The organism is Sporichthyaceae bacterium (assembly GCA_036493475.1).
Taxonomy (GTDB): domain Bacteria; phylum Actinomycetota; class Actinomycetes; order Sporichthyales; family Sporichthyaceae; genus DASQPJ01.
Genome location: DASXPS010000074.1, coordinates 1 through 24,448, shown reverse-complemented (window position 1 = coordinate 24,448; position 24,448 = coordinate 1). Strand labels below are relative to the sequence as shown.

Sequence of the window (24,448 nt, the reverse complement as noted above, 5' to 3'; positions counted from 1 at the left end):
TATCTGCTCGGGGTCAGAATGTTCGGGTGAGCCACGGCTACGACGCCCAGACGGTCATCGCGCACACCCACGACCGACTCGCCCTGATCGTCGTGGCGGCCGCCGTGGCCGGCGCCGGTGGCTACATGCAGTACCTCGGCGCGATGCGCCGCGGCGCGCGGGACAAGACCTTCTGCATCCCGTTGGCCACCAACCTGTGGAACTTCGCTCACGACACCACCTTCGTCGCGTCCTACCACTCCTGGTTCGGCTCGGACTCCGCCAATTTCTGGTTGCTCAAGCTGTTCTGGGTCGGCCTGATCGTGTTCTCGATCTTCGAGGTGGTGGTGATCTGTCAGATCCTGCGCTGGGGTCGCCGTGAGCTGTTCGGCAGCGACAGCCTGATTCGCGCCGTACTGATCTATGCAGTGCTGCAGGCGATGGTGTTCGGCATCTTCCGATGGTTCCAGGACATCACCGCTGACCCACTGGAGTACTACGGCCTGCTCACCACGGTGATCATGGCCTCGGCGTTCAACATTCCGATGATGAAGTCGCGGGGGAGCCGCCGCGGCATGTCCGAGTTCATCCTCTGGGGCTATCTGATCCTGTCCGCGGGGTTCTGGCCCTGGATGATGCTCTCCGACAACTCCTTCTGCCGGCCGGTCTATTGGCTGATCGCGGTCGGCAACCTCGGGGTGTGTATCGAGTCGATCCGGGTCTACCGCGGGCTGCCCAGCTACGTCCCGCCGACGGGCTCGTCACCGCGGCCGACGGCGGTACCGGCCCCCGTCTGACGCGCCGTGGCTCCCGGTGACCGAAGCATGCCCCGGCCTCCGGCAGGATGACCCCCGTGCGCGGCGAGCTGAGGCAGCTTCCGAAGCGGCTTTTCGTGGGCGCCCCGATGCGCTCGGAACGGCTGGGCGACACATTGCTGCCCAAGCGCATCGCGCTGCCGGTGTTCGCCAGCGACGCCCTGTCCTCGGTGGCCTATGCACCGCAGGAAATTTTCCTGGTGCTGTCCCTGGCCGGGGTGAGCTTCTACCACTACAGCGCCTGGGTGGCGGTGGCCGTCGTGCTGATGATGGTCACCGTCGTCGCCTCCTACCGGCAGAACGTGCACGCGTACCCCAGCGGCGGCGGTGACTACGAGGTGGCCACCACCAACCTCGGTGTCGGCGCGGGCATCACCGTGGCCGCGGCCCTGATGGTGGACTACGTGCTCACCGTCGCCGTGTCGGTGTCCGCGGGCGTGGACAACCTGGGTTCCGCGGTGCCGTTCGTGGTGCACCACCGGTTGACGATCGCGCTGGGCATGGTGCTGCTGCTCACGCTGATGAACCTGCGCGGAGTCAGGGAATCCGGCATCGCGTTCGCCGTCCCCACCTACGCGTTCATGTTCGGCGTCATCGTGCTGGTCGCCGTCGGCCTGTTCCGCCAGCTGATCCTGAACGACCATCTGCGCTCGCCGACCGCGGGCTACACCATCCACCCGGAGAAGACGCACATCGCCGGCTTCGCGCTGTTCTTCCTGGTGCTGCGCGCGTTCTCCTCCGGCTGCGCCGCGCTCACCGGCGTGGAGGCGATCAGCAACGGCGTGCCCGCGTTCCGCAAACCCAAGTCCCGCAACGCCGCGACCACGCTGCTGATGATGGGCACCATCGCGGTGACCATGTTCTCCGGGCTGGTCGCGTTGGGGCTGATGACACACGCCCGGCTGGCCGAACACCCCGAGACCGACGTGCTCATCAACGGTCAACCGGCGGGCTTCGGCTACGAACAGAAGACGATCATCGCCCAGGTTGCCGCCGCGGTGTTCGGCGACGGCTCCGCGCCATTCATCTACCTGGCCGCGGTCACCGCATTGATCCTGGTACTGGCCGCGAACACCGCGTTCAACGGCTTCCCGGTGCTGGCCTCGATCCTGTCCCGCGACGAACTGGCGCCCAAGCAGCTGCACCGCCGCGGGGACCGGTTGACGTTCAGCAACGGCATCATCGGCCTGGCGCTGATGGCCGGGTTCTTGATCTACGCGTTCGACGCGGAAGTGACCCGGCTGATCCAGCTGTACATCGTCGGCGTGTTCGTGTCGTTCACCTTGTCCCAGACGGGCATGGTGCGGCACTGGACGCGACTGCTGCGCACCGAGCAGGACCCCAAGGTGCGCCGCAAGATGCGCACGAGTCGGGTCATCAACGCCACCGGGTTGAGCTTCTCCGGACTGGTCCTGGTGGTGGTGCTGGTCACCAAGTTCACCCACGGGGCCTACCTGGCCTGCATCGCGATGGGGGTGCTGTTCGCGCTGATGAAGGCCATCCGCCGGCATTACCGGCGGGTGAAGCGCGAGCTCCAGCCACCGCCGGATGCCGCGACGTTGCCCAGCAACATCCACGGCGTCGTGCTGGTCTCCCGGCTGCACACGCCCACCTTGAAAGCGTTGGCCTTCGCTCGGGCGTCCCGGCCGAGCACGCTAACCGCGATCACCGTGCAGGTGCGCCCGGAGGCCACCGCGGCGCTGATGAAGGAGTGGGGGGAGCGGGGAATCCCGGTCCCGCTGAAGGTGCTGGACTCCCCGTACCGGGACATCACCGGGCCGGTGCTGGACTACATCCGAGACCTTCGTCGGGACAGCCCGCGCGACGTGGTGTGCGTCTACCTGCCGGAGTACGTGGTCGGGCACTGGTGGGAGCAGCTGTTGCACAACCAGAGTGCGTTGCGATTGAAGGCGCGGTTGCTCTACGAGCCCGGCGTGATGGTGACCAACGTGCCGTGGCAGCTGGGCTCGGCCCGTCGCGCCGAGGCGCGGCGTAGTGAGTACCGCCAGACGTGGGCGGATCAAGCAGCGGAGCAGGCCGCCGAGGTGAGGACCAAGTGATGGCCGCCGAATCGAGGCACTGTCAGATATCGCCAAGCCTGTTGTCCGCGGACTTCGCGAAGCTGGGCGAGGACTGCGAGCGGGTGGCCGGGCACGCCGACTGGTTGCACGTCGATGTGATGGACAACCACTTCGTGCCCAACCTGACCCTGGGTCTACCGGTGGTTGAGGCCCTGCTCAAGCGCGTGTCGACCCCCGTCGACTGCCACTTGATGATCGCCGACCCGGACCGCTGGGCGCCCGCCTACGCCGAGGCCGGTGCGGGCAGCGTGACCTTCCACCTGGAGGCCGCGCACGCCCCGTCCCGGTTGGCCCGGGTGCTGCGCAAGGCCGGGGCGCGGGCCGGCATGGCGCTGAAACCCGCCACCCCGCTGGAGGCGGCTGCCGACGTGCTCGGCGAGCTGGACATGCTGCTGCTGATGACCGTCGAACCCGGCTTCGGCGGGCAGTCGTTCCTGGAATTCGTGCTGCCGAAGATCCGCCGGGCCCGCGAGCTGATCTCGGCGCGGAACCTGCAGCTGTGGCTGCAGGTGGACGGCGGGGTGGACGCGCGCACCATTGAGCAGTGCGCGGAGGCCGGCGCGGACGTGTTCGTGGCCGGCTCCGCGGTGTACGGCGCCACCGACCCCGCCGCCGCCATCGACGCCCTGCGGGCCGCCGCCACGGAGGCCGCCGCGCGCAGCGCATGACACGCGCACGGGCTCTTGTCAGGCGTCCAGACGCCTGACAAGGACCCTACTGGCCGGTACAAGGTGCTCGAGTGCACACTCGACGTGTGAATGCGGCAGCGGAGCTGGACGCGATGCGCCGGGCGATCGCGCTCGCGGCCCGCGGGCTGGGCACCACCAGCCCCAATCCGGTTGTCGGCGCGGTGATGTTGGACGCGGCGGGTGCAGTGGTCGGCGAGGGCTTCCATGCCTACCCGGGCGGCCCGCACGCGGAGGTCGAGGCATTGGCCGCGGCCGCTCATCGGGCGCGCGGCGGCACCTGCGTCGTCACCCTTGAACCGTGCAACCACACCGGGCGTACCGGGCCCTGCGTGCAGGCGCTGCTGGCCGCCGGGGTGGCCCGGGTGGTGGTCGCGGTGCGGGATCCGAATCCCACGGCGGCGGGCGGGGTCGCCGCACTCACCGAGGCCGGCGTCGAGGTGGAGACCGGGCTGTTGGCCGAGGCTGCCGAGCGGGTCAACGAGGCCTGGCTGACCTACGTGCGCCGCGGTCGGCCGTTCGTCACCTGGAAGTACGCGGCCAGCCTGGACGGGCGCACCGCCGCCGGGGACGGCAGCAGTCGGTGGATCACCGGCCCTCAGGCCCGCGCCGACGTGCACCGGCTGCGCGCCGAAGCCGACGCCGTGCTGGTGGGCTCGGGCACCGTACTCGCCGACGACCCGCACCTGGGCGTGCGCAAGCACGACACCGACCGCCCGCCGATCCGGGTGGTGCTGGACAGCAACGCGCGCACGCCGGTCGGCGCGCGGATCCTGGACGACGTGGCGCCGACCTGGGTGCTGGTCGCCGAGGACGCCGCCGCCGGGGAAAATGCAGCGGCGCTGCGCAAGGCCGGTGCGGAAGTTATCGCGGTACCCCGCGCGTTGCGTGGTGAGGGTCTGGACCTGGCTCGGGCGCTGGGCGTGCTGCATGAGCGGCAGATCGTCTCGGTACTGCTGGAGGGCGGTGCACGGGTGGCGGGCAGTTTCCTCGCCGAGCGGCTGGTGGACCGCGTGATCGGCTACGTCGCCCCGCTGCTCATCGGCGGCGGCGGGCTGGCCGCGCTGACCGGCCCCGGCGCGCCCACCCTGGACGCCGCCCTGCGGTTGCGACTGGACGAGATCACCCCGATCGGCACCGACGTTCGTCTGGTGGCCCGACCGGCGGCATGGGAGGGCTGATGTTCACCGGCATCGTGGAGGAACTCGGTGAGGTGCTCGCCATCGAGCAGCTCGACCGCGCCGCCCGGCTGCGGCTGCGCGGGCCGCTGGTTACCTCCGATGCCGAACACGGCGCCTCGATCGCGGTAAACGGCGTGTGCCTGACCGTGGTCACCCACGGGGACGGGGAGTTCACCGTCGACGTGATGCAGGAGACCCTGCTCCGCTCGGCGTTGGGGGGCCTGGCGCCCGGTGCACCGGTGAACCTGGAGCGCGCGGTGACCATGGCCACCCGGCTGGGCGGACACATCGTGCAGGGACATGTGGACGGGATCGGTACGGTGCTACGACGCGACCCGGCCGAACACTGGGACGTGGTGCAGATCGAGGCCCCGGCCGACCTGCTGCGCTACGTGGTGGAGAAGGGCTCGATCACCGTCGACGGAGTGAGCCTTACCGTGGCCGGAGTGGGACCGTGCTCCTTCACGGTGTCGCTGATTCCGACGACCCTGGAACTGACCACGTTGGGCTGGCGCCGGCCGGGTGACGCGGTGAACCTGGAGGTGGACGTGCTCGCCAAGTACGTCGAGCGGCTGTTGCCGGGCGGTGCCCAATGAGTGCGGACCCCGAGGAGCGCAGCGGCTACCCGGGCATCATCGTGCCCGGCGCGAGCACGCCACCACGGCGTCGCCCGCCCAGCCCGGTCCCGTCACTGATCACCCCCGGGTTCCAGTTCGACACCGTGGAACGGGCCGTCGCCGACATCCGGGCCGGCAAGGCGGTGCTGGTGGTCGATGACGAGGATCGGGAGAACGAGGGCGACCTGGTGTTCGCCGCCGCCAAGGCCACCTCGGACCTGCTCGCGTTCATGATCCGGCACACCTCCGGCGTGGTGTGCGTGCCGATGCCCGCCCCCGACCTGGACCGGCTCGACCTGCCACCGATGACCACGGTCAACCAGGACCGCAAGAAGACCGCGTACACGGTGTCCGTCGATGCGCGCGACGGGGTGAGCACCGGCATCTCCGCGGCCGACCGGGCACACACCATCAAGGTGTTGGTGGATTCGGCCACCGAACCGTGGGAGCTGACCCGCCCCGGGCACGTGTTCCCGTTGCGTGCGGTGGAGGGTGGCGTGCTGCGCCGGACGGGTCACACCGAGGCGGCGGTGGATCTGGCTCGGCTGGCCGGGCTGCGCGCGGCCGGGGTGATCTGCGAGGTGGTCAACGAGGACGGCACCATGTCCCGGCTGCCCGAGCTGATCACCTTCGCCCGGGAGCACGACCTTGCGCTGATCTCGATCGCCGACCTGGTGGTCTACCGGCGCCGCTTGGAATCCCGCGTGGTGCGCCTGGCCGAGACCCGATTGCCCACCGTGGGCGGGGAATTCCGGGCGTTCGCCTACGCCGACCGCACCCTGGACGGGCTGCCCGCCGAGGGTGAGGAGGAACACGTCGCGCTGGTCAAGGGAGACGTGCGCAACGGCGAGGACGTATTGGTGCGGTTGCACTCCGAGTGCCTCACCGGCGACGCGTTCGGCTCGCTGCGCTGCGACTGCGGCCCACAGTTGCGTTCCGCGTTGACGCGCATCGATGGCGAGGGCCGGGGCGTGGTGGTCTACCTTCGCGGCCACGAGGGCCGCGGCATCGGTCTGGCGCACAAGCTGCGCGCCTACGAACTGCAGGACGCCGGGCACGACACCGTGGACGCCAACCTGGAACTGGGCCTGCCGGTGGACGCCCGCGATTACGGCGTGGGCGCGCGCATCCTGGAGGACCTGGGCGTGCGGTCTATCCGGCTGATCACCAACAATCCGCGCAAGGCCGCCGGTTTGGCCGCTTACGGGGTGACGGTGGCCAGCCGGGTGCCGTCCTACATCACGCCCACCCCGGAGAACGAGAACTACCTGCGCACCAAGCGCGAGCGGATGGGCCACGAACTGCCCAGCTGGGATCAGTGCGGAGAATCCCGCGATCCCTACGACGGCGGCGGGGAGTGGACATGAGTGAGCGCAGCGAACGGTCCGAGCGCAGCGAGGCATGGGCATGAGCGGGGCCGGTTTGCCCACGCTGAGGATGCCGGACGCGAGCGGGTTGCGGGTCGCGGTGGTCGCGGCGCAGTGGCACGCGCAGGTGATGGGCGGGCTGCTGTCCGGGGCGCGGCGCGCGCTGACGGAGGCTCAGATCACCGAGTACACGGAGATCCGGGTGCCCGGTACGTTCGAATTGGTGGTCGCCGCGCGTCGGCTGGCCGGCACGCACGACGCGGTGGTGGCACTCGGCGTGGTGGTGCGCGGCGGTACCCCGCACTTCGAGTACGTCTGTCAGGCCGCGACGCTCGGCCTCACGCAGGTGTGCGTGAACACCGGGATCCCGGTCGGGTTCGGGGTATTGACCTGCGACACCGACGCCCAGGCGATGGACCGCAGCGGATTGCCCGGATCCAAGGAGGACAAGGGCTACGAGGCCGCGCAGGCGGCGGTGCTCACTGCGCTGTCATTGCGGGAGCACCCGGCCACAACCCTGTGATTGTGGCCGGGGCCGTCCCCCCGAGTGTTACGCGCGCGGCAGGTCGAGCAGCAGCGCGGTGAGGTCCTCGAACTCCTGGTTGTCCAGCACGCCGAGCTGACGCAGCGTCGCCAACCGACGGATCTGGTCCTGAACGTTCTCTACCTTCGGCTGAGCGGGCACGGCCGGTCCGGCCTGCTCGGCGGCGGGCGCAGCGGCCTCCTTGGGCCCGGCCTGCACCGGCAGCTTCTCGTCCTGCTTCTGACCGCGACGAACTGCCATGCTGTCCCCCGTCGTGCGCCGTGTGTTGTCTGTGGGTTCATGGTGGGCGCAAGCGGGGCGGGTGGGATCATCCGGTCGGGCCGGATTCGACTCCTCCGTTCGGCTCATATCCGTCCGAGGCCAGCTGTGAGGAAGCGCGCCGTGAAGACGTTCGACGAGCTGTTTGTTGAGCTCACCGCGAAAGCCGCAGCCGGGGAACCCGGGTCGGGCACGGTGCGCGCGCTGCAGGCCGGGGTGCACAGCATCGGCAAGAAGGTGATCGAGGAGGCCGCCGAGGTCTGGATGGCCGCGGAGTATGAGGGCGCGGACAAGACCGCGGAGGAGATCTCGCAGCTGCTCTACCACCTGCAGGTGCTGATGTTGGCAACCGGTCTGACCCTGGACGACGTATACGCTCATCTATGAGACGTACAGGGGGATAGATGCTGCGCATTGCGGTGCCGAACAAGGGTTCGCTGGCCGAGCCTGCTGCCGCCATGCTCAAGGAGGCGGGCTACCGCCAACGCACCGACGGCCGGGAACTGGTGTTGGCCGACCCGGACAACGGGGTCGAGTTCTTCTTCCTGCGTCCCCGCGATATCGCGATCTACGTCGGCTCCGGCCGGTTGGACATCGGCATCACCGGGCGGGACCTGCTGCTGGATTCCGGTGCCGCCGCCGAGGAAATGCTGGCGCTGGGCTTCGCGGCATCAACCTTCCGCTACGCGGCCCTGCCCGGCGTGGGCAGCGACGTGAAGGACTTCGCCGGCCTGCGGGTGGCCACCTCTTTCCCGGGTCTGGTCGCCAAGCACCTGGCCGAGCACGGGGTCAGCGCCGAGGTGATCCGACTGGACGGCGCGGTGGAGATCTCCATCCAACTCGGCGTGGCCGACGTCATCGCCGACGTGGTGGAAACCGGGACCACGTTGCGCCAGGCCGGGCTGGAAATCATCGGCCGGCCGATCCTGCGCTCCGAGGCGGTGCTGGTGCGCCGGGTCGGCGCGGGTGACGAGGCCGCCGTGGACCAATTGCTGCGTCGCCTGCAAGGCGTGCTGGTGGCCCGCCGCTACGTGATGATGGATTACGACGTGCCGGTGAACCGACTGGACGCGGCGGTCGCGCTCACCCCCGGGATCGAATCGCCCACCGTGGCCCCACTGCGGGACACCGACTGGATGGCGGTGCGCGCGATGGTGCCGCGCACCGACGCGCAGCGGATCATGGACGCGCTGTGGGAGGTCGGGGCGCGGGCGATCCTGGTCACCGACATCCACGCCTGTCGGCTTTGACCCCGATGGCCGCAGCGCTGCCCCACACCTGGCGGCCACGCCGCGGCCGGATCGTCTGCTACACGATCTCCGCGGTGTTGCTGGTGATCACTGCGGTGATCGCCTTGCTGTTGCCGCATGAGGGGGCGTTCGTGTTCAGCGTCGGCGATCGCATCGGGGTGTTCGCCTTCGCGGTCGGGATCTCCTGGTTCCTGCACAAGCACGCCTCGGTGAAAGTGGTCGCGCAGTCCGACGGCCTGCTGGTGGTGAATCTGTTCCGCCGCCGCACCCTGGCCTGGGGAGAAGTGCTCGCGGTGCGGTTGCGGCCGGGCGACCCCTGGACCTACCTCGACCTGAGCGACGGGGAAACAATCGCGGCGATGGGCATTCAGGCCTCCGACGGGGCGGCGGCGGTGGAATCCGCGCGGGAACTGGCCCGCCTGGTACGCACACTGACGCCGGATCTGCCTGCGGGCAGCGGCTCAGACCGGTAGTGGCGGCGGCGGCGGGTCCGGTCCGGGGGCCGGCCGCCCGGGGTCGGGGGTGGGCGGTGTGGGTTCGGGCCGACCGGGCTGCGGCACCGGGGACGGCGGTACCGGGATGGGCGGCTGTGGGTCGCCGGACTTTGTCCTGCTCATGGGTGATCGGTACCCCGCGCGCGCCGGGGCCATGCCCGGGCACCTAGCCTGCCGCGCATGGAGCGGGTGCTGAGCGATCCCGGGTTCGGGGACGACACCGGCGATGCCGACCCCGCGTTGCGCGCCGCCCTGGAGGCCTGGGCGGCGACCGAGGACGCGGGTCCGCTGCGCGCCGCGCTGCTCGACGCCCGGGTGCTGGTGCCGGTGGTGGCGATCGCCGCCGAGCCGGACGAGGCCGGGGGAGAGAAGTCGACGGATATAGCGGTGATCACCCTGCGCGGGGAGGACGGGCGCACCGCGTTACCGGCCTTCGGCTCGCTGGCGTCGCTGGCCGCCTGGCATGCTCCGGCCCGTCCGCTGCCGATCACCGCGGTACGTGCGGCGCAGGCCGCGCTGTTCGAGAACGCCGACCTGCTGGTACTCGACCCGGCGGGCCCGGTCACCTTTCCCGTGGAGGGGCGCGCTCTGCGCGCGCTGGCCGAGGGCCGGGTGCCGGTGCCGCCCGGCCGGGATCCGGAGGTGCAGGCGGCGTTGGCCGCGGCGCTGGCCCCGGTCAGCGAAGTAACCGCCGCGGTGCTGCTGCCCGGCGGGGAGACCGACGCGATCCTCGCGCTGGTGCTCGGCGCGGGGGTGGACGGCGAGCGGATCGCCCGCCGACTGGGCGCGACGCTGGCCGAGCACCCGGTGCTGCGCGACCGCTTGGAGCGTGGGTTGGACCTGGCGGTGCTGCCCGCCGGTGGTCGGCTGCCCGGCGGGCTGGTGCTGCTGGATCGCGGGGCCGATCCCGGCAGCTGATAGGCTGACGGTGACCTTCCCGGCACCTGTGTGGCGGGGCGTGAAGTGGAGTTCCGACTCCCACCCGCATCGACCTCCGGGCCGTCGGGTTCCAGGTCCTGGTGGGGCCCACGGCCTCACCGTCGGTGTGCGTACCGCACATCGGGACCCGGTCGTCGGCCTCTGCGTTCCCGCGGGGGCCTTTTCGGTTCTCGGGGTCGACCACAGCAGCCTTATGGAGGAGGCCCCATCACCACAGAACCGCGCATCAACGACCGGATCCGCGTACCCGAGGTTCGTCTTGTCGGGCCCAACGGCGAACAGGTCGGCATCGTGCCGATCGCCAAGGCGTTGGAGCTGGCCCGCGAGTCCGACCTGGATTTGGTAGAGGTGGCCGCCACCGCACGTCCTCCCGTCGCGAAGCTCATGGACTACGGGAAGTTCAAGTACGAGTCCGCGATGAAGGCGCGCGAAGCGCGACGCAACCAGGCGCAGACGGTCATCAAGGAGATGAAGCTGCGTCCGAAGATCGACCCGCACGATTACGAGACGAAGAAGGGCCACGTCGTCCGGTTCCTCAAGGCCGGTGACAAGGTCAAGATCACGATCATGTTCCGCGGTCGGGAGCAGTCCCGACCCGAACTCGGCTTCCGACTGCTCAAGCGGTTGGCGGACGACGTTGCGGAGCTGGGCGTGGTCGAGTACGAACCGCGTCAGGAGGGCCGCAACATGCTCATGGTGTTGGCCCCCACCAAGAAGAAGGCCGAGGCCATGGCCGAGGCTCGAGAGGCACGCGGCCGTAGGGACCGTGACGCCGCCGAGGTCGACCAGGAAGAGCCATTCGAGGCGCCTCCCACCGAGCCCGCGCCCGAGGGCTGACCCGCACGGAGTAGTTGCCCGCAGCACGAATTCGATCGAGGAGACACCGGGACCATGCCGAAGGTCAAGACGCACAGCGGCGCCAGCAAGCGCTTTCGAATCACCGGCTCCGGCAAGGTGATGCGGGAGCGGGCCAACGCCCGGCATCTGCTCGAGCACAAGTCCTCCCGTCGCACCCGTCGACTGGCAAATGACGTCGAGATGGCTCCGAGTGACACATCGCGCATCAAGAAGTTGCTGCGCAAGTAACCGCCGGCTCGGCCCATTCCCCGATTGAGATCCGCCGCCGGTCGACCGGGCGGCGCGCACTGAGGAGTCAGTCAACGTGGCACGCGTCAAGCGCGCAGTGAACGCGCAGAAGAAGCGTCGTGAGGTTCTTGAGCAGGCCAGCGGTTACCGCGGCCAGCGCTCCCGGCTCTACCGCAAGGCCAAGGAGCAGGTCACTCATTCGCTGACCTACGCCTACCGCGACCGCAAGAAGCGCAAGGGCGACTTCCGTCGGCTGTGGATTCAGCGGATCAACGCCGCCGCCCGGCAGAACGGCCTGACCTACAACCGGTTCATCCAGGGTTTGCAGTTGGCCGGCGTGGAGGTAGACCGGCGCATGCTCGCCGAGCTCGCGGTCAACGACGCGGCGGCCTTCACCGCGCTGGTCGAGGTGGCCAAGCAGGCGCTGCCCGCGGACGTCAACGCCCCGGCCGCGCCGGCCGCCTGACCCACGGTCGGTGTCCCGACCCGATGAGCTGACCTCACTGCGCGCGGCCCCGGTGGCCGCCGCCAACCGGCTCACCAAACGCTCGTTCCGCACCGCCGACAAGCGGTTCCTCGCCGAGGGACCGCAGGCGGTGCGGGAGGCATTGGCCCGGACCGGCACGGTCAGCGCGCTGTTCGTCACCGCGGAGGCGGCCGACCGGCACTCGGAGTTGCCGGCGGCTGCCGTCGCGGCAGGCGTAGTCGTGCACTACGTGTCCGGGCAGGTCATGGGCACGTTGGCACAGACGGTGACCCCGCAGGGGCTGGTCGCGGTGTGCGAGTTCCTCGACGTCGGGTTGGACGCCGTACTGACCGCCCGGCCCCGGCTGGCCGTGCTGTTGGCCCGGGCCCGTGACCCGGGCAACGCGGGCACGGTGATCCGCACCGCGGATGCGGCGGGTGCCGACGCGGTCGTGCTCAGCCGCGCCTCGGTGGACGTCTACAACAGCAAGTGCGTGCGGGCCAGCGCGGGCAGCCTGTTCCACCTGCCCTTGGCGGTGGACGTCGACATCGCCGAAGCCGTGGCGGCACTGCGCGCGGCCGGGTTGCGGGTGCTCGCCGCGGACGGTGCCGGCGCGATGCGGCTCGACGAGTTGGAGGATTGCGGGGCGCTGGCCGCGGACACCGTGTGGATGTTCGGCAACGAGGCCTGGGGGCTGCCCGCCGAGATCGCCGCGCTGGCCGACGAGGTGGTGCGGGTACCGATTTACGGCGGGGCGGAGAGCCTGAATCTGGCCACCGCCGCCGCGGTGTGTCTTTACGCGTCGGCCCGGGCGCAGCGGCGCGGATCGTGAATGTCTGACACGCGCGACTTCGGGTCGCTCAGCAACCCTTTGTGGATTCTTCATACGTTGCGTCACGACCCAAAGATGCGCGTGGCGTGCGTTTCGCATGGTGGAAGCGGAATCGGATGCGAGTTCTGCTCAGCTGTGAGAACTGTTAAGTCGCGAAAACGCAAACCCCACTCATGATCGCCGCGGGTTGCGCGATGCTGCCACAGTGCGGCAACCCTGCGGTGACGAGATCGACGGTCGAATCGCCTACGACGAACTGCCCGATGGGCTGGTCGTCGCCGACGATTCCGGCCGGGTGGTGCTGGTCAACCGCCGCGCTCAGCAGTTGCTCGGGTTGCCCGCCGACGAGCTGATCGGCAAGGACCTGCCGCATGTGCTGCCGTTGACCGACCGTCTGGGCCGGGACTGGTGGGCGGTGGCCGACCCGTACGGCGGGCTGGCGATTCGCACCGGTCACCCGGAGCGGGCGCTGGCGTTGAGCCCCGGCCGCGAGCTGTTGGTGTCCGCGTCCTATGTGCGCGAACAGCGGCTGGGCCGGGTGCACCGGGTGGTGGTCACGTTGCGTACCGCGGCATCCCGGGAGCGCTGGGACCGCACCCGCGCGGAGTTGGTGGCCACCGTCGCGCACGAACTGCGCAGCCCGCTGACCGGCGTGAAGGGCTTCACCAGCACTCTGCTGACCCGCTGGGACCGGTTCACCGACGCACAACGGCGCGAGCTGGTGGAGGGCGTTGACGCTGACGCCGACCGGCTGGCCCGGCTGATCGCCGAACTGCTGGACATTGCCCGCATCGATTCCGGCCGGCTGGAGCTGCAGCGCCGGCCCGTCGATCTGCTGGCCACCATCCACGGCCAGGTGGCCCGATGGGTGGCCTCCGGGGTGGCACCGGACCGGTTCCGCATCGAAATCGCCGGTGAATCGATCGAGCAGAGCGTGGACGCGGACAAGGTCGATCAGGTGCTGGCCAACCTGCTGGAGAACGCCCAGCGGCATGGTGACGGGATGATCACCGTTCGACTGGAGGCGGGCGCCGAGGGCGCGGCGATCACGGTGAGCGATCAGGGCGCCGGGGTGCCCCCCGAGTTGGTCCCGCAGATCTTCACCCGCTTCTGGCGCGATTCGCGCCGCGGCGGGACCGGCCTGGGCCTGTACATCGCGAAGGGCATCGTGGAGGCGCACGGCGGCACCATCGGCGTCGGTCGTGCCGCGGGCGGTGGCGCCGCCTTCAGGTTCACGCTGCCCGCCGCCGCCTGAGGGGAAAACGGCAGGGGCCGAACGCGGCGGGCCCGTGTTTCCGAGGCAGCCTCGTTCCTCGGCCGCCTCGGTCGCCTCGGTCAACGGGCCGGCCGAACGCGGCGGGCCCGTGTTTCCGAGGCAGCCTCGTTCCTCGGCCGCCTCGGTCAACGGGCTTCAATCGGCTCGGAAGCGAACAGCCGCTCGTTCCTCGCGGCTTGTGCCCGCCTCCTTCGGCTCTACGGAACGAGAATGCTCGTTCCTCGCACTCTCGTTCCGTTCGCCTTCGTCGGCGGGCGTTCGCTCCTCCCGAGCAGGCGCTCCGACTCGCTTCAATCGCCCGTAGGATTCGGCGGGTGTCCGCTCCGAATTCCTCCTACGACCCGGTCGAGGTCGGGCCGCTGCATCCGGACGCGATCGCCCGTATGCGCGACGAGGCGCTGGGCGCGATCGCCGCGGCCGGCGACTTGACCGCGCTCAAGCAGGTCCGGCTCGATGTGGCGGGGGATCGGTCCCCATTGGCGCTGGCCAACCGGGAGATCGGCGCGCTGCCGCCGGCGGCGAAGGCAGACGCCGGCAAGCGGGTGGGCGCGGCGCGCAAGGACGTCGCCGACGCGCTGGCCGCACGCACCAGCGAACTGGAGGCCGAACGGGACAGCGAGGTGCTGGTCACCGAGGCCGTCGACGTCACGCTGCCCACTGCCCGCGCCCCGATCGGCGCCAGGCATCCGCTGAGCACGACCGCGGAACTGCTCGCCGACATCTTCGTCGCGATGGGTTACGAGATCGCCGAGGGCCCCGAGGTGGAGACCGAGTGGTTCAACTTCGACGCCCTCAACATCGCACCCGACCACCCGGCGCGCAGCATGATGGACACCTTCTTCGTCGACCCGCCGGAGAACGGGCTGGTGCTGCGCACGCACACCTCGCCGACCCAGATCCGCGCGCTGATGGAACGCGACCTGCCGGTCTACGTGGTGCACCCCGGCCGGGTGTTCCGCACCGACGAACTCGACGCCACGCACACCCCGGTCTTCCACCAGATCGAGGGCCTGGCGGTGGACCAGGGCATCACCATGGCCAACCTGAGGGGGACCCTGGACCACCTGGCCTCAACGCTGTTCGGCGCGGGCATCAGCACCCGGTGGCGGCCGTCGTACTTCCCGTTCACCGAACCGTCCGCCGAGTTCGACCTGCAGTGCTTCGTCTGCCGCGGCGCCTCGGTGGGCAACCCCGACGCACCGTGCCGGACCTGCCGCTCCGAGGGCTGGATCGAATGGGGTGGCTGCGGCATGGTCAACCCGCGGGTGCTGATCGCCTGCGGGGTGGACCCCGAGGTCTACACCGGCTTCGCATTCGGCATGGGCATTGAACGCACGCTGATGTTCCGCCACGGGGTGGAGGACATGCGGGACATGGTGGAGGGCGACATCCGGTTCACCCTGCCGTTCGGGGTGGAGGTCTGATGCGCGCGCCGATCTCCTGGATCCGCGAGTTCGTGCCGGAGCTGCCCGTCGACGTGACGGGTCGTCAGGTCGCCGAGAAGGTCGTCGCAGCGGGCCTGGAGGTGGAGACCGTGCACTCCCTCGGCGGGGAGGTCACCGGTCCGTTGGTGGTCGGCCGCGTGTTGGCCATCGAGGAACTGCGCGAGTCCGAAAAGTTGAAGAAGGACATCCGGTACTGCCGGGTGGACGTCGGCCCGGAGCACAACGAGACCAATGGCGAGGGCACCGGCTCCCGCGGGATTGTCTGTGGAGCACGGAATTTCGCGGTCGGTGACCTGGTCGTGGTGGCGCTGCCCGGTGCTGTGTTGCCGGGTGGGTTCGCTATCGCCGCACGCAAGACCTACGGGCACATTTCCGACGGGATGATCTGTTCGGAGCGCGAACTCGGCATCGGGGAGGGCGACTCCGCGGGCATCATCGTGCTGCCGCCGAGCACGCCGATCGGCGCGGACGCCCGTGCCGTGCTCGGCATGGGCGACGAGGTGCTGGACATCGCGGTCACCCCGGACCGCGGCTACGCACTGTCCATCCGCGGCGTGGCCCGCGAGGTGGCGATCGCCTTCGACGTGCCGTTCCTCGACCCGGCCGCCCCGGTTCCCGCGCCGACCGCGGCGGGCTATCCGGTGCGCATCGACGACCCGAGCGGCTGCGACCGGTTCGTCGCCCGGGTGGTCACCGGGCTGGATCCTGCCGCCCCGTCACCGGATTGGCTGCGCCGCCGGGTGCAGGCCTGCGGCATGCGGTCGATCTCACTCGCCGTCGACGTCACCAACTACGTGATGCTCGAACTGGGCCAGCCCACGCACGCCTACGACCGGGCCAAGCTGCGCGGCGCGATCGGGGTCCGCCGGGCGGCTTCGGGGGAGAAGCTGGAAACCCTGGACGGCGCGGTGCGCGACCTCGATCCCGGCGACCTGTTGATCGTTGACGACTCCGGCCCGATCGGCCTGGCCGGCGTCATGGGTGGGGCGAGCACCGAGATCGGCGAGGGCACCATCGACGTGGTGATCGAAGCTGCGCACTTCGACCCGGTGACGATCGCCCGCGCAGCCCGTCGGCACAAGCTCGGCAGTGAGGCCTCCCGGCGTTTCGAGCGCGGCGTGGATCCGATGCTGCCGCCTCTCGCCGCGGCCCGCATCGCGGGCCTGCTGGCCGAGTTGGCCGGGGGCGCGATCGAGGATGCCGGCACCGACGAGAGCACGCTGCCCGGGCCGGTCGCCATCACCCTCGACGTCGACTATCCCGGCCGACTGGCCGGCCGGGCGATGGACGCCGCGACCGTGCAGCGTCGGTTGGCGCAGGTCGGTGCGGCCTGTTCGTTGGACGGTACGACGCTCTGCGTCACGGCGCCGTCGTGGCGGCCCGACCTGACCGACCCGGCCGACGTGGCGGAGGAGGTCATCCGGCTGGAGGGCTACGACTCGATTCCGGCGGTGTTGCCCGCCGCCCCGGCCGGCCGCGGGCTGACCCGCGCTCAGCTGCGTCGGCGCAGCGTGGCCCGGGCGATGGCCGGTGCCGGGTTCGTCGAGGTGCTCAGTTACCCATTCCTGGGCGAGAAGGACTTCGACGGGTTGAGTCTGGACGCCGATGATCCGCGTCGCCGTGCCCTGCGCCTGGCCAACCCGATCTCGGAGACCGAGCCGCTGCTGCGCACCACGTTGCTACCCGGCCTGCTCGCCGCGCTGCGCCGCAATGTCGGCCGGGGCAGTACCGACGTCGCGCTGTTCGAGATCGGCCGGGTGTTCCGGCCGCGACCGGACGCCCCGCCCGCGCCGCGGCCGCCGCTGGACCGTCGGGCCACCGCCGCTGAGTTGGCCGCCACCCGGGCGGCGCTGCCCGGGCAACCGCGTCGGTTGGCGGTGGCGTTGGCCGGCCATCGGGAGGCGGCCGGTTGGTGGGGTCCGGGCCGGCCCGCGGACTGGGCGGACGCGGTGGACGCCGCCCGGGTGGCCGCCCGCGCGGCGGGCACCGAGCTGACCGTGCGCGCCGACGTGCACGCGCCCTGGCACCCCGGCCGCTGCGCGCTGCTCACCGTCGAGGACGTCAAGGTCGGGCATGCCGGCGAACTACATCCGCGGGTGGTCAGTGCATTGGGTCTGCCGCCGCGCACCTGCGTGCTGGAGTTGGACCTCGACGTGCTGATCGCCCACGGGAGAACCACCATCGCCGGGACCGCGCTGTCCGGCTTCCCGCCCGCCAACCAGGACGTTGCGTTGATCGTGGACGTCGGGGTAGCCGCGGCCGACGTGGAGGCAGCGCTACGGGCCGGGGCCGGCGAGTTGCTCGAGGCGATCCGATTGTTCGATGTCTTCACCGGCGAGCAGGTCGGGACGGGCAAGAAGTCGTTGGCGTACGCGCTGCGCTTCCGCGCTGGGGACCGGACGTTGACCGTCGAGGAAGCGACCACGGCGCGGGACGCGGCGGTGGCCGCGGCGGGTGCCGCGACCGGGGCGGTGCTGCGCGGCACGTGAGGTCGATGGCGCATCACTTTGCCCCATGTGCGTGAATTGCCGTCAGCCGGCGGCAAAACGTTGTCCCTGACCCCGCCGCGCGTCCTTGTACGCCGCCCACACGGCGTCCATCGTCACCGTGGGATGAGCGAGGAGCACGCACCAGTACCGGGGCCGAGACGGCGGTTGTCCTGGCGCGCCCGCTGCGCCGGCGCCACCGGGGCGATCGCTTCGATCGCGGTGGTCGCGGCGCTGCTGCTCGGTACGTTCGGTGGCACCTCCTCGGCCGCACCCACTGCTGCGTCGCTGAACGGCTGGCCGTTGCCGTTGCCGCTACCGCTGCTGGGTGGGCAGAACACCAAGCCCGAGCGGGCGAGCGGGCATTACCCCGGCGAGCCGTCCTGGGCGCGCGATCTGCCCCGGAGCACCACCCAGGTGATCCGAACGACGTCGACCCACCTGTGGTGCCGGCAGGTCTACTGCACCAAGACCGAGGCCTGGGAGAAGGTGGACGGCCGGTGGCGGCTGGCGAAGGGTCCCGGCCGCGACGGTGAGGCGGTGTTCCGGTCCACCGTCGGCCCGCGCGGGTTCGCCCCGGTCGGCAAGCGCCGAGAGGACGACGGGCGCACGCCGTCGGGGATCTACAGCATCGCCGTGACCTTCTCCGCCACCCCGAAGCCACCCGGTGCGATGCCGTGGCGGCGTCGGCTACCCGGCTCCTACGTGAGTTCCGAGCACGGCAAGTTCTACAACACCTGGTTGGACAACGGTTCCAACGGCACCCGACCGTCGATGCAGTACGGGTTCTGGGTGGGCTACAACAACCCCCGACTGGTCCCCGGCCAGGGTCCCAAGCCGGTGCCCGGGCTGGGCAGCGGGATTTTCTACCACACCTCGTGGCCGCACGGCCGGTGGATCCCGACCATCGGCTGCACCCAGATCGGCGAACCGTCGCAGATGAAGTGGGTGCTGCAGTGGTTGCGTCCGCAGGACGACCCGCGGGTGCTGAATAATATCTGACGCACCGTCAGGCGGCGGTTTCCGGACGGGCGGTCCAGCGTTCCTCGATGCGTCCCAGCCGCCAGATCGCCCAGGCCACCGCCCAGGTCAGCACGAACAGCGCGACGATGGCGTAGCCGACATGGTTCAGGTCCACGTTGGCGACCGAGACCAGCGGACCCGAGGTGATGTCCAGCCGGTCGGTGAGGATGGACAGCAGCTCGATGGTGCCGATGACCAGCGCCACCGCCACCGACAACCCGGTCACCATCAGGTTGTAGTAGACCTTGCGCACCGGCCGGGAGAATGCCCAGCCGTAGGCGAAGTTCATGAAGCAGCCGTCGATGCTGTCCAGCAGGCTCATGCCCGCCGCGAACAGGATCGGCAACACTCCGATCGCGTACCAGGGCAGCGCGAACGCCGCCGCACCACCGGCCAGCACCAGCAGGCTGATCTCGGTGGCCGTGTCGAAGCCCAGGCCGAACAGGAACCCGATGGGGTACATCTGCCAGGGCTTGCGCACCGAACGGGTGACCCCGCCCAGGAAGCGGTTCAGGAACCCGCGCTCGTTCAGGCGTGCCTCCAGCGCCGCCTCGTCGTGGACCCCGCGGCGCATGTCCCGGAACACCCGCAGGATGCCCAGCAGCACCATGAGGTTGACGATCGCGATCGCGTAGAGGAACACCCCGGACACCGCGGTGCCGGTCACGCCGGTGACATGTTGCAGCGTGGAGTCGCCCTCGGAGACCTGCCCGGCCAATGAGCGCACCCCGAAGGACAGCAGCAGGCACAGGCTCAGCACCACCGATGAGTGCCCCAGGGAGAACCAGAAACCCACCGATACCGGCCGTTTCCCGCCGTCCGCCAGAAGTTTTCGGGTGGTGTTGTCGATGGCCGCGATGTGATCGGCGTCGAAGGCGTGGCGCATGCCCAGGGTGTAGGCGGTGACGCCGAGGCCCACGCCGTACACGCCGGTGGAGCCGAGTTCGTAGTGGTGGGGGACCACGAGCAGCAGCAGGCCGCCCCAACCGAGCACGTGCAGCAGCAGCACGAACGAGGTCATGCCCCCCACGGCATTCCACTCGCCCCGGGTGAGGCGCGGGGAGCGGGCGGCCATGTGCACCATGCAAACCTATCTGCGCAACATCCGCTCTCGCAAATATGTTGCAATAAGCAACCTCAGGCAGTGCGCTCGACGAGGGCAAGCAGCGTGTTCCAGTTGCGCGCGGTGGCCAAGCCGCCGGCGGGCAGGGCGGCCCTGGTGACCAGTTCGGCCAGCCGGCTGCGGCCGGGGGAGTTGACGAACCGCAGATAGGCGCAGCCGGGGCCGAGCGCGAAGGAGTCCGGGCCCAGTTTCTCCGCGGGCACCGCGCACCCGCGGACCGGGTCCGGGTCGCAGAACAGCACGTGCAGCCACGCGGGCTTGTCCACCGGATACGGGGTGGCTGCGACTACCGCTGACAACTGTCTATGGCTGCGCACCAGCAGCCCCACGGGGCGGCCGGTCACCCGCTCCAACTCCCCGGCGATGCGCGCGGCCACCGTGGTCGGGGCGGTCCGGCCGGGTGCCGTCAGCGTGGCGTTGCCGCTGTTCAGATAGGTGGCCACGTCGGTAAATCCGGCGGCTTCGATCGCGGCGCGGAAATCCGCCATGGGGAGCTTGCCGTGCCCGCCGACGTTGACCCCGCGCAGCAGCACCGCGTACCTGGTCACCCGGCCGTGGCCTCGTCATCCGGTTTGCCGGCGGCCTCGTCGGCCTTGTCGCTGGTGGACAGTTTCTCGAAGATCTTGCGCACCTTCTGGCCCCGCGCCGCGGCCTTCTCCGGGTCCATCAGGTAGGTGATGTCCTCGACCAGGCGGGTCACCGAATCCTCGATGCGTCTGGAGTCGATGCGGCTGGTCGCTGCACCCACGAAGGTGTTCACCTGCTCGGTGAACCGGCTCATCGTCTCGGCGATCGCCTCGTCGAAGGAGCGGTCGTGCAGCGGGCAGGGCGGTAGCGCCGAGGCCAGCGCCCGGGACGGCTTCTGCCGTTCCTTCCAGCTCGGGTCATGCAGCAACGCCTGCTCGCCCACCCGATAGCGGCAGAGGACACCGGCCTCGGTGAGCGCGGCGAGGTCGGCGTCCATCGCGGCCGTGGGGTGTTCCTCGGCGCGCAGTGGCCACAGTTGCCCGTTCAGCACGGCGGGTTGGTCCTTGGCCCGACCCTCGTCGTCCAGCACGGTGGGCAGGTATGCCCGGGTGAGCGCGGCGCTGATGGACAGGGCGGCCAAGTGGTCGTCGCGGACGTCCTCGAGGTGGACGCTGCGGATCTTCTCGGGCACGGATACTCGCTTCTCTCGTGCGGCCCGGTGAGCGGCCCCGGGGGGGCGGCTGCCGGTGCGGCAGGAACAGGTCGTCATCAGTATGACGCGCGACGTGGCAATCTGGAGACGTGTGCGGGCGGTACGGCGCGAGCTGGGGGGTCGACGACCTCGTCGCCGAATTCGACGTGGCGTCGGTCGACGTGCCGACCGAAGAGCGCCTGGAACCGGACTGGAACGTGGCCCCGACCAAACCCGTGTACGCCGTGGTCAACCGTCGCCCCCGCGAGGAGCCCGACGGCGATCCCAGCCGCCGGCTGGTCACGCTGCAGTGGGGCCTGGTGCCGTTCTGGGCGAAGGACCCGAAGGTCGGCGCGCGGATGATCAACGCGCGTATCGAGACCGCGGCGGAGAAGCCCGCGTTCCGCGAAGCGTTTCTGAAACGGCGGTGTTTGTTGCCCGCCGACGGGTTTTACGAGTGGTACACCCCGGAGAACAGCGGTCCGAAGCCGCGCAAGCAACCGTTCTTCATCCGTCGCCGCGGCGGTGGCACGTTGGCGATGGCCGGACTGTACGAGTTCTGGCGCAATCCCGACGCACCCCGTGACGACCCGTCAGCCTGGCTGCGCACCTGCACCGTGCTGACCACCACGGCGACCGACGCGGTCGGCCACATCCACGACCGGCAGCCGCTGTTCGTGCCCGCCGATGCATATGCGGCGTGGTTGGACCCGGAGACCACCGAAACGGCCGCGCTCACCGAGCTGCTCACCGCAGGATCAGGGGTGGGCTTGGAGGCCTACCCCGTGTCCACCGCGGTCAACGACCACCGCAACAACGGACCGGAACTCATCGAACCATTGCCCGAGGCCGAGCCGCAGGTGCTGTTCTGACGTTGTGTTCGGCGACCACGGACAACGGTGGGCCTTCCGGGTAGCCCTGCACCACATCGACGTGGATGTGGTCGAGGTGACGCAGCGTCGGATTCGTGGTGTCGCCACTGGGGTGGATGTACTGCCGCCACCCCTCGACGGAGTGCAGCCGACTCCAGATGTGGTCGTCGAAGATGATCGTGGCGATCGAGTAGTAATCGGCCTGTGCGACCAACCACTGCGCGAGCAACCACCCACGTCGGTTGTTCTGCGGGTCGGACGTCGGGAAGGAGATGTCCACCGCGCGGGCGTCGTAGTGCGCGGAGTCCTCGATGTGCCCCTCGGTGATGCCGTGCGGGTCGAAGCCGCCCACCGGGCGCCCGCCGAAGGCGCCCCACCAACCGAACAGCAACGTCTGCGCCCGCCCGGTCAGCCCGTTGGAGAGCATGGGTTCGCGGCGCAGATCGGTACGGAACGGCTGTGCGCAGAACAGCGTGTGCGGGTTGTACAGCGCGAGCACCGCGTCCACCGCCCAGGTGGCCGGGACCATGTTCTTGTGCCGACGCTTGAGCAGGGTCAGCGACCCGGCCGGGCCGGGCACGTAGCGGTGCTGCCAGGTCAACGTGTGTTGGAAGGCCAACGCGGCGCGGACCACCGGACGGTCGGTCCGGTAGGACACCGCGGTGAGCATGGTCAGCGTGCGCGCGGCGACGATGTCCATCGCCCACACCCCGCCGGGCAGGGTCAACCGGCAACTCGTGGTTCGGCTCATCGGCGGCGGTACCAGGTGCGGGCCCCGGCTTCGTATCTGCGAGCGGGAGGCGGCGGGCACCGGACGGTCCGCGGCGGCGGTGGCGGAGGTCGCGGTGAATTGCCCCTGGCGGAAATCGGAGCCCGCGGGCCCGCACGCAGCCAGCGAGGCCAGCTGTGTCGCGGACGCGACGACCGCGCACACCGCGCGATTCCGGAACGAACTCACCGGCAGATTCTGGCTGGCGTTCCCGGGAGTCAGTTACCCGCCGCCACCACGACGTGCACGTGGTCCAGATGGCGGGCGGCGGTGGCCTTCGCCGCGGCGACCTTGGCGGCTGCGGCCAACGGACCCGCGGCTACCCCCGGCGCGACCGGCGCCGACGGCATGACCATGTCCGTCCAGCCGGTCGCCGGAGACCAGGTGTGGTCATCAAAGACGATGCCGGACAGCGCGTAGGCCGACCCGCGGGCGACCAGCCAGTTGGCCACCGTCCAGCCCAGTTTCCGACTCGCCGGGTCGCCGGCCACCGCGATATCCAGCGAGCGGCCCACCGCGCCCGCGGCGTCCTCGGGGTGCGAGCCCTTGCCGAAACCGCCGAAGGTCAGCTTGCCGAACGCGTCGGTGAGGTTGGTGCGCACCGCGTCGGCCCGCGGGGTCAATCCGTTGGCGGTGCGCGGCTGCGCCTTCACCGATGCCGGGGCGAAGGTGCAAGACAGCGCGCCCGGCACGCCCAACGCGCTGACCTCCGCCAACCCGGCCGCCGTCGGCGCCGTGGTGTCATCCCTGGCCAGTAGTTGCAGCGCGGCGGTCACCGTGGGCAGGTAGTGCGTGGGGCCGACCAGCGCGAGGTCGAAAGCGCGGGCGACCTGCGCCGGGACCGCTTTCACCTGGGCGCCGACCGCAGTGATCATCGTCAACGTGCGGGCTCGGTCCACGTCCATCTGGTGCACCCGGCCATCCACCAGCAACGTGCAATCGCCGGGCGCGGTGGAGGGCACCGGCGAGGCATCCACCACCGGGCTGCGGGGGTCACCGTCCGAACCGGCCCAGGTGAGTCCGACCATGGTGGACACGACGGCCACGGTGGCAGCCACGCCGAGGGCGAAGACGCGGCCATGCGTACCCACGCCGGGAAGCCGCAACTGTCGGACAAAGGCCGAGCTACGCGCCCTCGGGGCGCGTTGCGATCGGTGTCCGGCCATGGTTGCTCCTGGTGTGCCGTCGCCCTTGCCGGCGGCGTTAACGACACCAGGGTGGGGTAAGAGATGAGCGCCTGTCCGGCGCCCGCCAAAGTCCGTTTCACGTTCGGGCGTGTCATGTCCGGGCATCTGCGCAGAAGTCCGGCGCAGGATGCGCAGCTGTGATTATCCGGCGCGGGGCTCAGCCGCCGCTCCGAGGTAGGTCGCGATCACCGTCGGGTCGGCCAACACGTCGTCGGGCGCGCCCTGGGTGATCACCCGTCCCATGTCCAACGCAACGATGCGGTCGCAGGTGCGCCGCAGCAGTCCGACGTCGTGCTCGACGATGACCAGCGCGCCGCCGGTGGCCTCCCGGATGCGCCGCAGCAACGGGCCCATCATCTCCGCCTCGGCGCGGGCCAGACCGGCTGCGGGCTCGTCCAGCAGCAGCACGTCGGGTTCCTGAGCGAGCAGGCAGCCGAACTCCACCAGGCGGCGCGACCCGGTGGACAGTTGCGCGGCGAAGCGGTCCCGGAACACCTGCAGGCCGAGCATGGC

The 24,448-nt window shown here is 70.3% G+C and carries 27 protein-coding genes; 20 read left to right on the top strand and 7 right to left on the bottom strand.

Going from position 1 to position 24,448, the window contains the following annotated elements; all coding sequences use genetic code 11:
- Positions 1-26: 26 nt before the first annotated feature.
- The 7 genes from VGJ14_08150 (at position 27) to ribH (ending at position 7,249) form a co-directional block, all read left to right on the top strand.
- Positions 27-776, top strand: coding sequence for a hypothetical protein (locus tag VGJ14_08150; GenBank protein HEY2832379.1), 750 nt, complete (start codon positions 27-29; stop codon positions 774-776).
- A gap of 95 nt (positions 777-871) precedes the next feature.
- Positions 872-2,854 carry an APC family permease gene (locus tag VGJ14_08145; GenBank protein ID HEY2832378.1) on the top strand — a complete coding sequence of 661 codons (1,983 nt, stop codon included), beginning with the start codon at positions 872-874 and terminating at the stop codon, positions 2,852-2,854.
- Positions 2,854-3,543, top strand: coding sequence for a ribulose-phosphate 3-epimerase (rpe, locus tag VGJ14_08140; protein HEY2832377.1), 690 nt, complete (start codon positions 2,854-2,856; stop codon positions 3,541-3,543). Before VGJ14_08145 ends, rpe begins: the two co-directional genes overlap by 1 nt.
- Positions 3,544-3,629: 86 nt before the next feature.
- Positions 3,630-4,742 carry a bifunctional diaminohydroxyphosphoribosylaminopyrimidine deaminase/5-amino-6-(5-phosphoribosylamino)uracil reductase RibD gene (ribD, locus tag VGJ14_08135; GenBank protein HEY2832376.1) on the top strand — a complete coding sequence of 371 codons (1,113 nt, stop codon included), beginning with the start codon at positions 3,630-3,632 and terminating at the stop codon, positions 4,740-4,742.
- On the top strand, positions 4,742-5,338 hold the full coding sequence (locus VGJ14_08130) for a riboflavin synthase (protein ID HEY2832375.1): 597 nt from the start codon (positions 4,742-4,744) through the stop codon (positions 5,336-5,338). The genes ribD and VGJ14_08130 overlap by 1 nt, the downstream gene beginning before the upstream one ends.
- Positions 5,335-6,726 (top strand): bifunctional 3,4-dihydroxy-2-butanone-4-phosphate synthase/GTP cyclohydrolase II, encoded by a 1,392-nt coding sequence (locus VGJ14_08125; GenBank protein HEY2832374.1) that lies wholly within the window; start codon positions 5,335-5,337, stop codon positions 6,724-6,726. Before VGJ14_08130 ends, VGJ14_08125 begins: the two co-directional genes overlap by 4 nt.
- Before the next feature lie 40 nt (positions 6,727-6,766).
- On the top strand, positions 6,767-7,249 hold the full coding sequence (gene ribH, locus VGJ14_08120) for a 6,7-dimethyl-8-ribityllumazine synthase (GenBank protein ID HEY2832373.1): 483 nt from the start codon (positions 6,767-6,769) through the stop codon (positions 7,247-7,249).
- A 27-nt stretch (positions 7,250-7,276) separates the two neighbouring features.
- Here ribH and VGJ14_08115 read toward each other — a convergent pair whose 3' ends face one another.
- The gene (locus VGJ14_08115) at positions 7,277-7,510 is read right to left on the bottom strand and encodes a hypothetical protein (GenBank protein ID HEY2832372.1); all 234 of its coding nucleotides are present in this window, start codon (positions 7,508-7,510) and stop codon (positions 7,277-7,279) included.
- A 126-nt stretch (positions 7,511-7,636) separates the two neighbouring features.
- On the opposite strand from VGJ14_08115, the gene VGJ14_08110 reads away from it, so the two are divergent.
- From VGJ14_08110 to VGJ14_08055, 12 genes are all read left to right on the top strand, one after another.
- The gene (locus VGJ14_08110) at positions 7,637-7,915 is read left to right on the top strand and encodes a phosphoribosyl-ATP diphosphatase (protein HEY2832371.1); all 279 of its coding nucleotides are present in this window, start codon (positions 7,637-7,639) and stop codon (positions 7,913-7,915) included.
- A gap of 17 nt (positions 7,916-7,932) precedes the next feature.
- Positions 7,933-8,778, top strand: a complete 846-nt coding sequence (hisG, locus tag VGJ14_08105; GenBank protein HEY2832370.1) for an ATP phosphoribosyltransferase — start codon at positions 7,933-7,935, stop codon at positions 8,776-8,778.
- Between the two features lie 5 nt (positions 8,779-8,783).
- Positions 8,784-9,251, top strand: coding sequence for a PH domain-containing protein (locus tag VGJ14_08100; GenBank protein HEY2832369.1), 468 nt, complete (start codon positions 8,784-8,786; stop codon positions 9,249-9,251).
- A 201-nt stretch (positions 9,252-9,452) separates the two neighbouring features.
- Entirely contained in the window at positions 9,453-10,190 is a 738-nt protein-coding gene (locus VGJ14_08095) for an SseB family protein (protein HEY2832368.1), read from the top strand.
- 30 nt (positions 10,191-10,220) lie between these two features.
- Positions 10,221-11,048, top strand: coding sequence for a translation initiation factor IF-3 (gene infC, locus VGJ14_08090; GenBank protein ID HEY2832367.1), 828 nt, complete (start codon positions 10,221-10,223; stop codon positions 11,046-11,048).
- 54 nt (positions 11,049-11,102) lie between these two features.
- Complete coding sequence (rpmI, locus tag VGJ14_08085) at positions 11,103-11,297, top strand: 50S ribosomal protein L35 (GenBank protein HEY2832366.1); 195 nt, start codon at positions 11,103-11,105, stop codon at positions 11,295-11,297.
- A gap of 76 nt (positions 11,298-11,373) precedes the next feature.
- Positions 11,374-11,763 carry a 50S ribosomal protein L20 gene (gene rplT, locus VGJ14_08080; GenBank protein ID HEY2832365.1) on the top strand — a complete coding sequence of 130 codons (390 nt, stop codon included), beginning with the start codon at positions 11,374-11,376 and terminating at the stop codon, positions 11,761-11,763.
- Positions 11,764-11,773: 10 nt separating this feature from the next.
- A complete protein-coding gene (locus VGJ14_08075; protein ID HEY2832364.1) occupies positions 11,774-12,595 on the top strand; it encodes an RNA methyltransferase in 822 nt (273 codons plus the stop codon).
- Between the two features lie 205 nt (positions 12,596-12,800).
- Positions 12,801-13,850: an ATP-binding protein gene (locus VGJ14_08070; protein HEY2832363.1), complete on the top strand. Its 1,050-nt coding sequence runs from the start codon at positions 12,801-12,803 to the stop codon at positions 13,848-13,850.
- 335 nt (positions 13,851-14,185) lie between these two features.
- Entirely contained in the window at positions 14,186-15,295 is a 1,110-nt protein-coding gene (gene pheS / locus VGJ14_08065; protein HEY2832362.1) for a phenylalanine--tRNA ligase subunit alpha, read from the top strand.
- Positions 15,295-17,805, top strand: coding sequence for a phenylalanine--tRNA ligase subunit beta (gene pheT, locus VGJ14_08060; GenBank protein ID HEY2832361.1), 2,511 nt, complete (start codon positions 15,295-15,297; stop codon positions 17,803-17,805). Before pheS ends, pheT begins: the two co-directional genes overlap by 1 nt.
- A gap of 123 nt (positions 17,806-17,928) precedes the next feature.
- Positions 17,929-18,804, top strand: a complete 876-nt coding sequence (locus VGJ14_08055; GenBank protein ID HEY2832360.1) for a L,D-transpeptidase family protein — start codon at positions 17,929-17,931, stop codon at positions 18,802-18,804.
- Positions 18,805-18,811: 7 nt separating this feature from the next.
- Here the strand turns inward: VGJ14_08055 and VGJ14_08050 are convergent, their stop codons facing one another.
- The 3 genes from VGJ14_08050 to VGJ14_08040 form a co-directional block, all read right to left on the bottom strand.
- The gene (locus VGJ14_08050) at positions 18,812-19,900 is read right to left on the bottom strand and encodes a HoxN/HupN/NixA family nickel/cobalt transporter (protein ID HEY2832359.1); all 1,089 of its coding nucleotides are present in this window, start codon (positions 19,898-19,900) and stop codon (positions 18,812-18,814) included.
- A gap of 62 nt (positions 19,901-19,962) precedes the next feature.
- Positions 19,963-20,496: a DUF1697 domain-containing protein gene (locus VGJ14_08045; GenBank protein ID HEY2832358.1), complete on the bottom strand. Its 534-nt coding sequence runs from the start codon at positions 20,494-20,496 to the stop codon at positions 19,963-19,965.
- The gene (locus tag VGJ14_08040) at positions 20,493-21,107 is read right to left on the bottom strand and encodes a hypothetical protein (protein HEY2832357.1); all 615 of its coding nucleotides are present in this window, start codon (positions 21,105-21,107) and stop codon (positions 20,493-20,495) included. The genes VGJ14_08045 and VGJ14_08040 overlap by 4 nt, the downstream gene beginning before the upstream one ends.
- 110 nt (positions 21,108-21,217) lie before the next feature.
- On the opposite strand from VGJ14_08040, the gene VGJ14_08035 reads away from it, so the two are divergent.
- Positions 21,218-21,979, top strand: a complete 762-nt coding sequence (locus VGJ14_08035) for an SOS response-associated peptidase (GenBank protein ID HEY2832356.1) — start codon at positions 21,218-21,220, stop codon at positions 21,977-21,979.
- On the opposite strand, the gene VGJ14_08030 is transcribed toward VGJ14_08035, so the two are convergent.
- From VGJ14_08030 to VGJ14_08020, 3 genes are all read right to left on the bottom strand, one after another.
- Positions 21,936-22,937: a hypothetical protein gene (locus VGJ14_08030; GenBank protein HEY2832355.1), complete on the bottom strand. Its 1,002-nt coding sequence runs from the start codon at positions 22,935-22,937 to the stop codon at positions 21,936-21,938. The genes VGJ14_08035 and VGJ14_08030 overlap by 44 nt on opposite strands.
- 29 nt (positions 22,938-22,966) lie before the next feature.
- Positions 22,967-23,839: a hypothetical protein gene (locus VGJ14_08025; GenBank protein HEY2832354.1), complete on the bottom strand. Its 873-nt coding sequence runs from the start codon at positions 23,837-23,839 to the stop codon at positions 22,967-22,969.
- A gap of 237 nt (positions 23,840-24,076) precedes the next feature.
- Positions 24,077-24,448: ATP-binding cassette domain-containing protein (locus VGJ14_08020; GenBank protein ID HEY2832353.1), on the bottom strand; the 372-nt coding region annotated here is incomplete at its 5' end.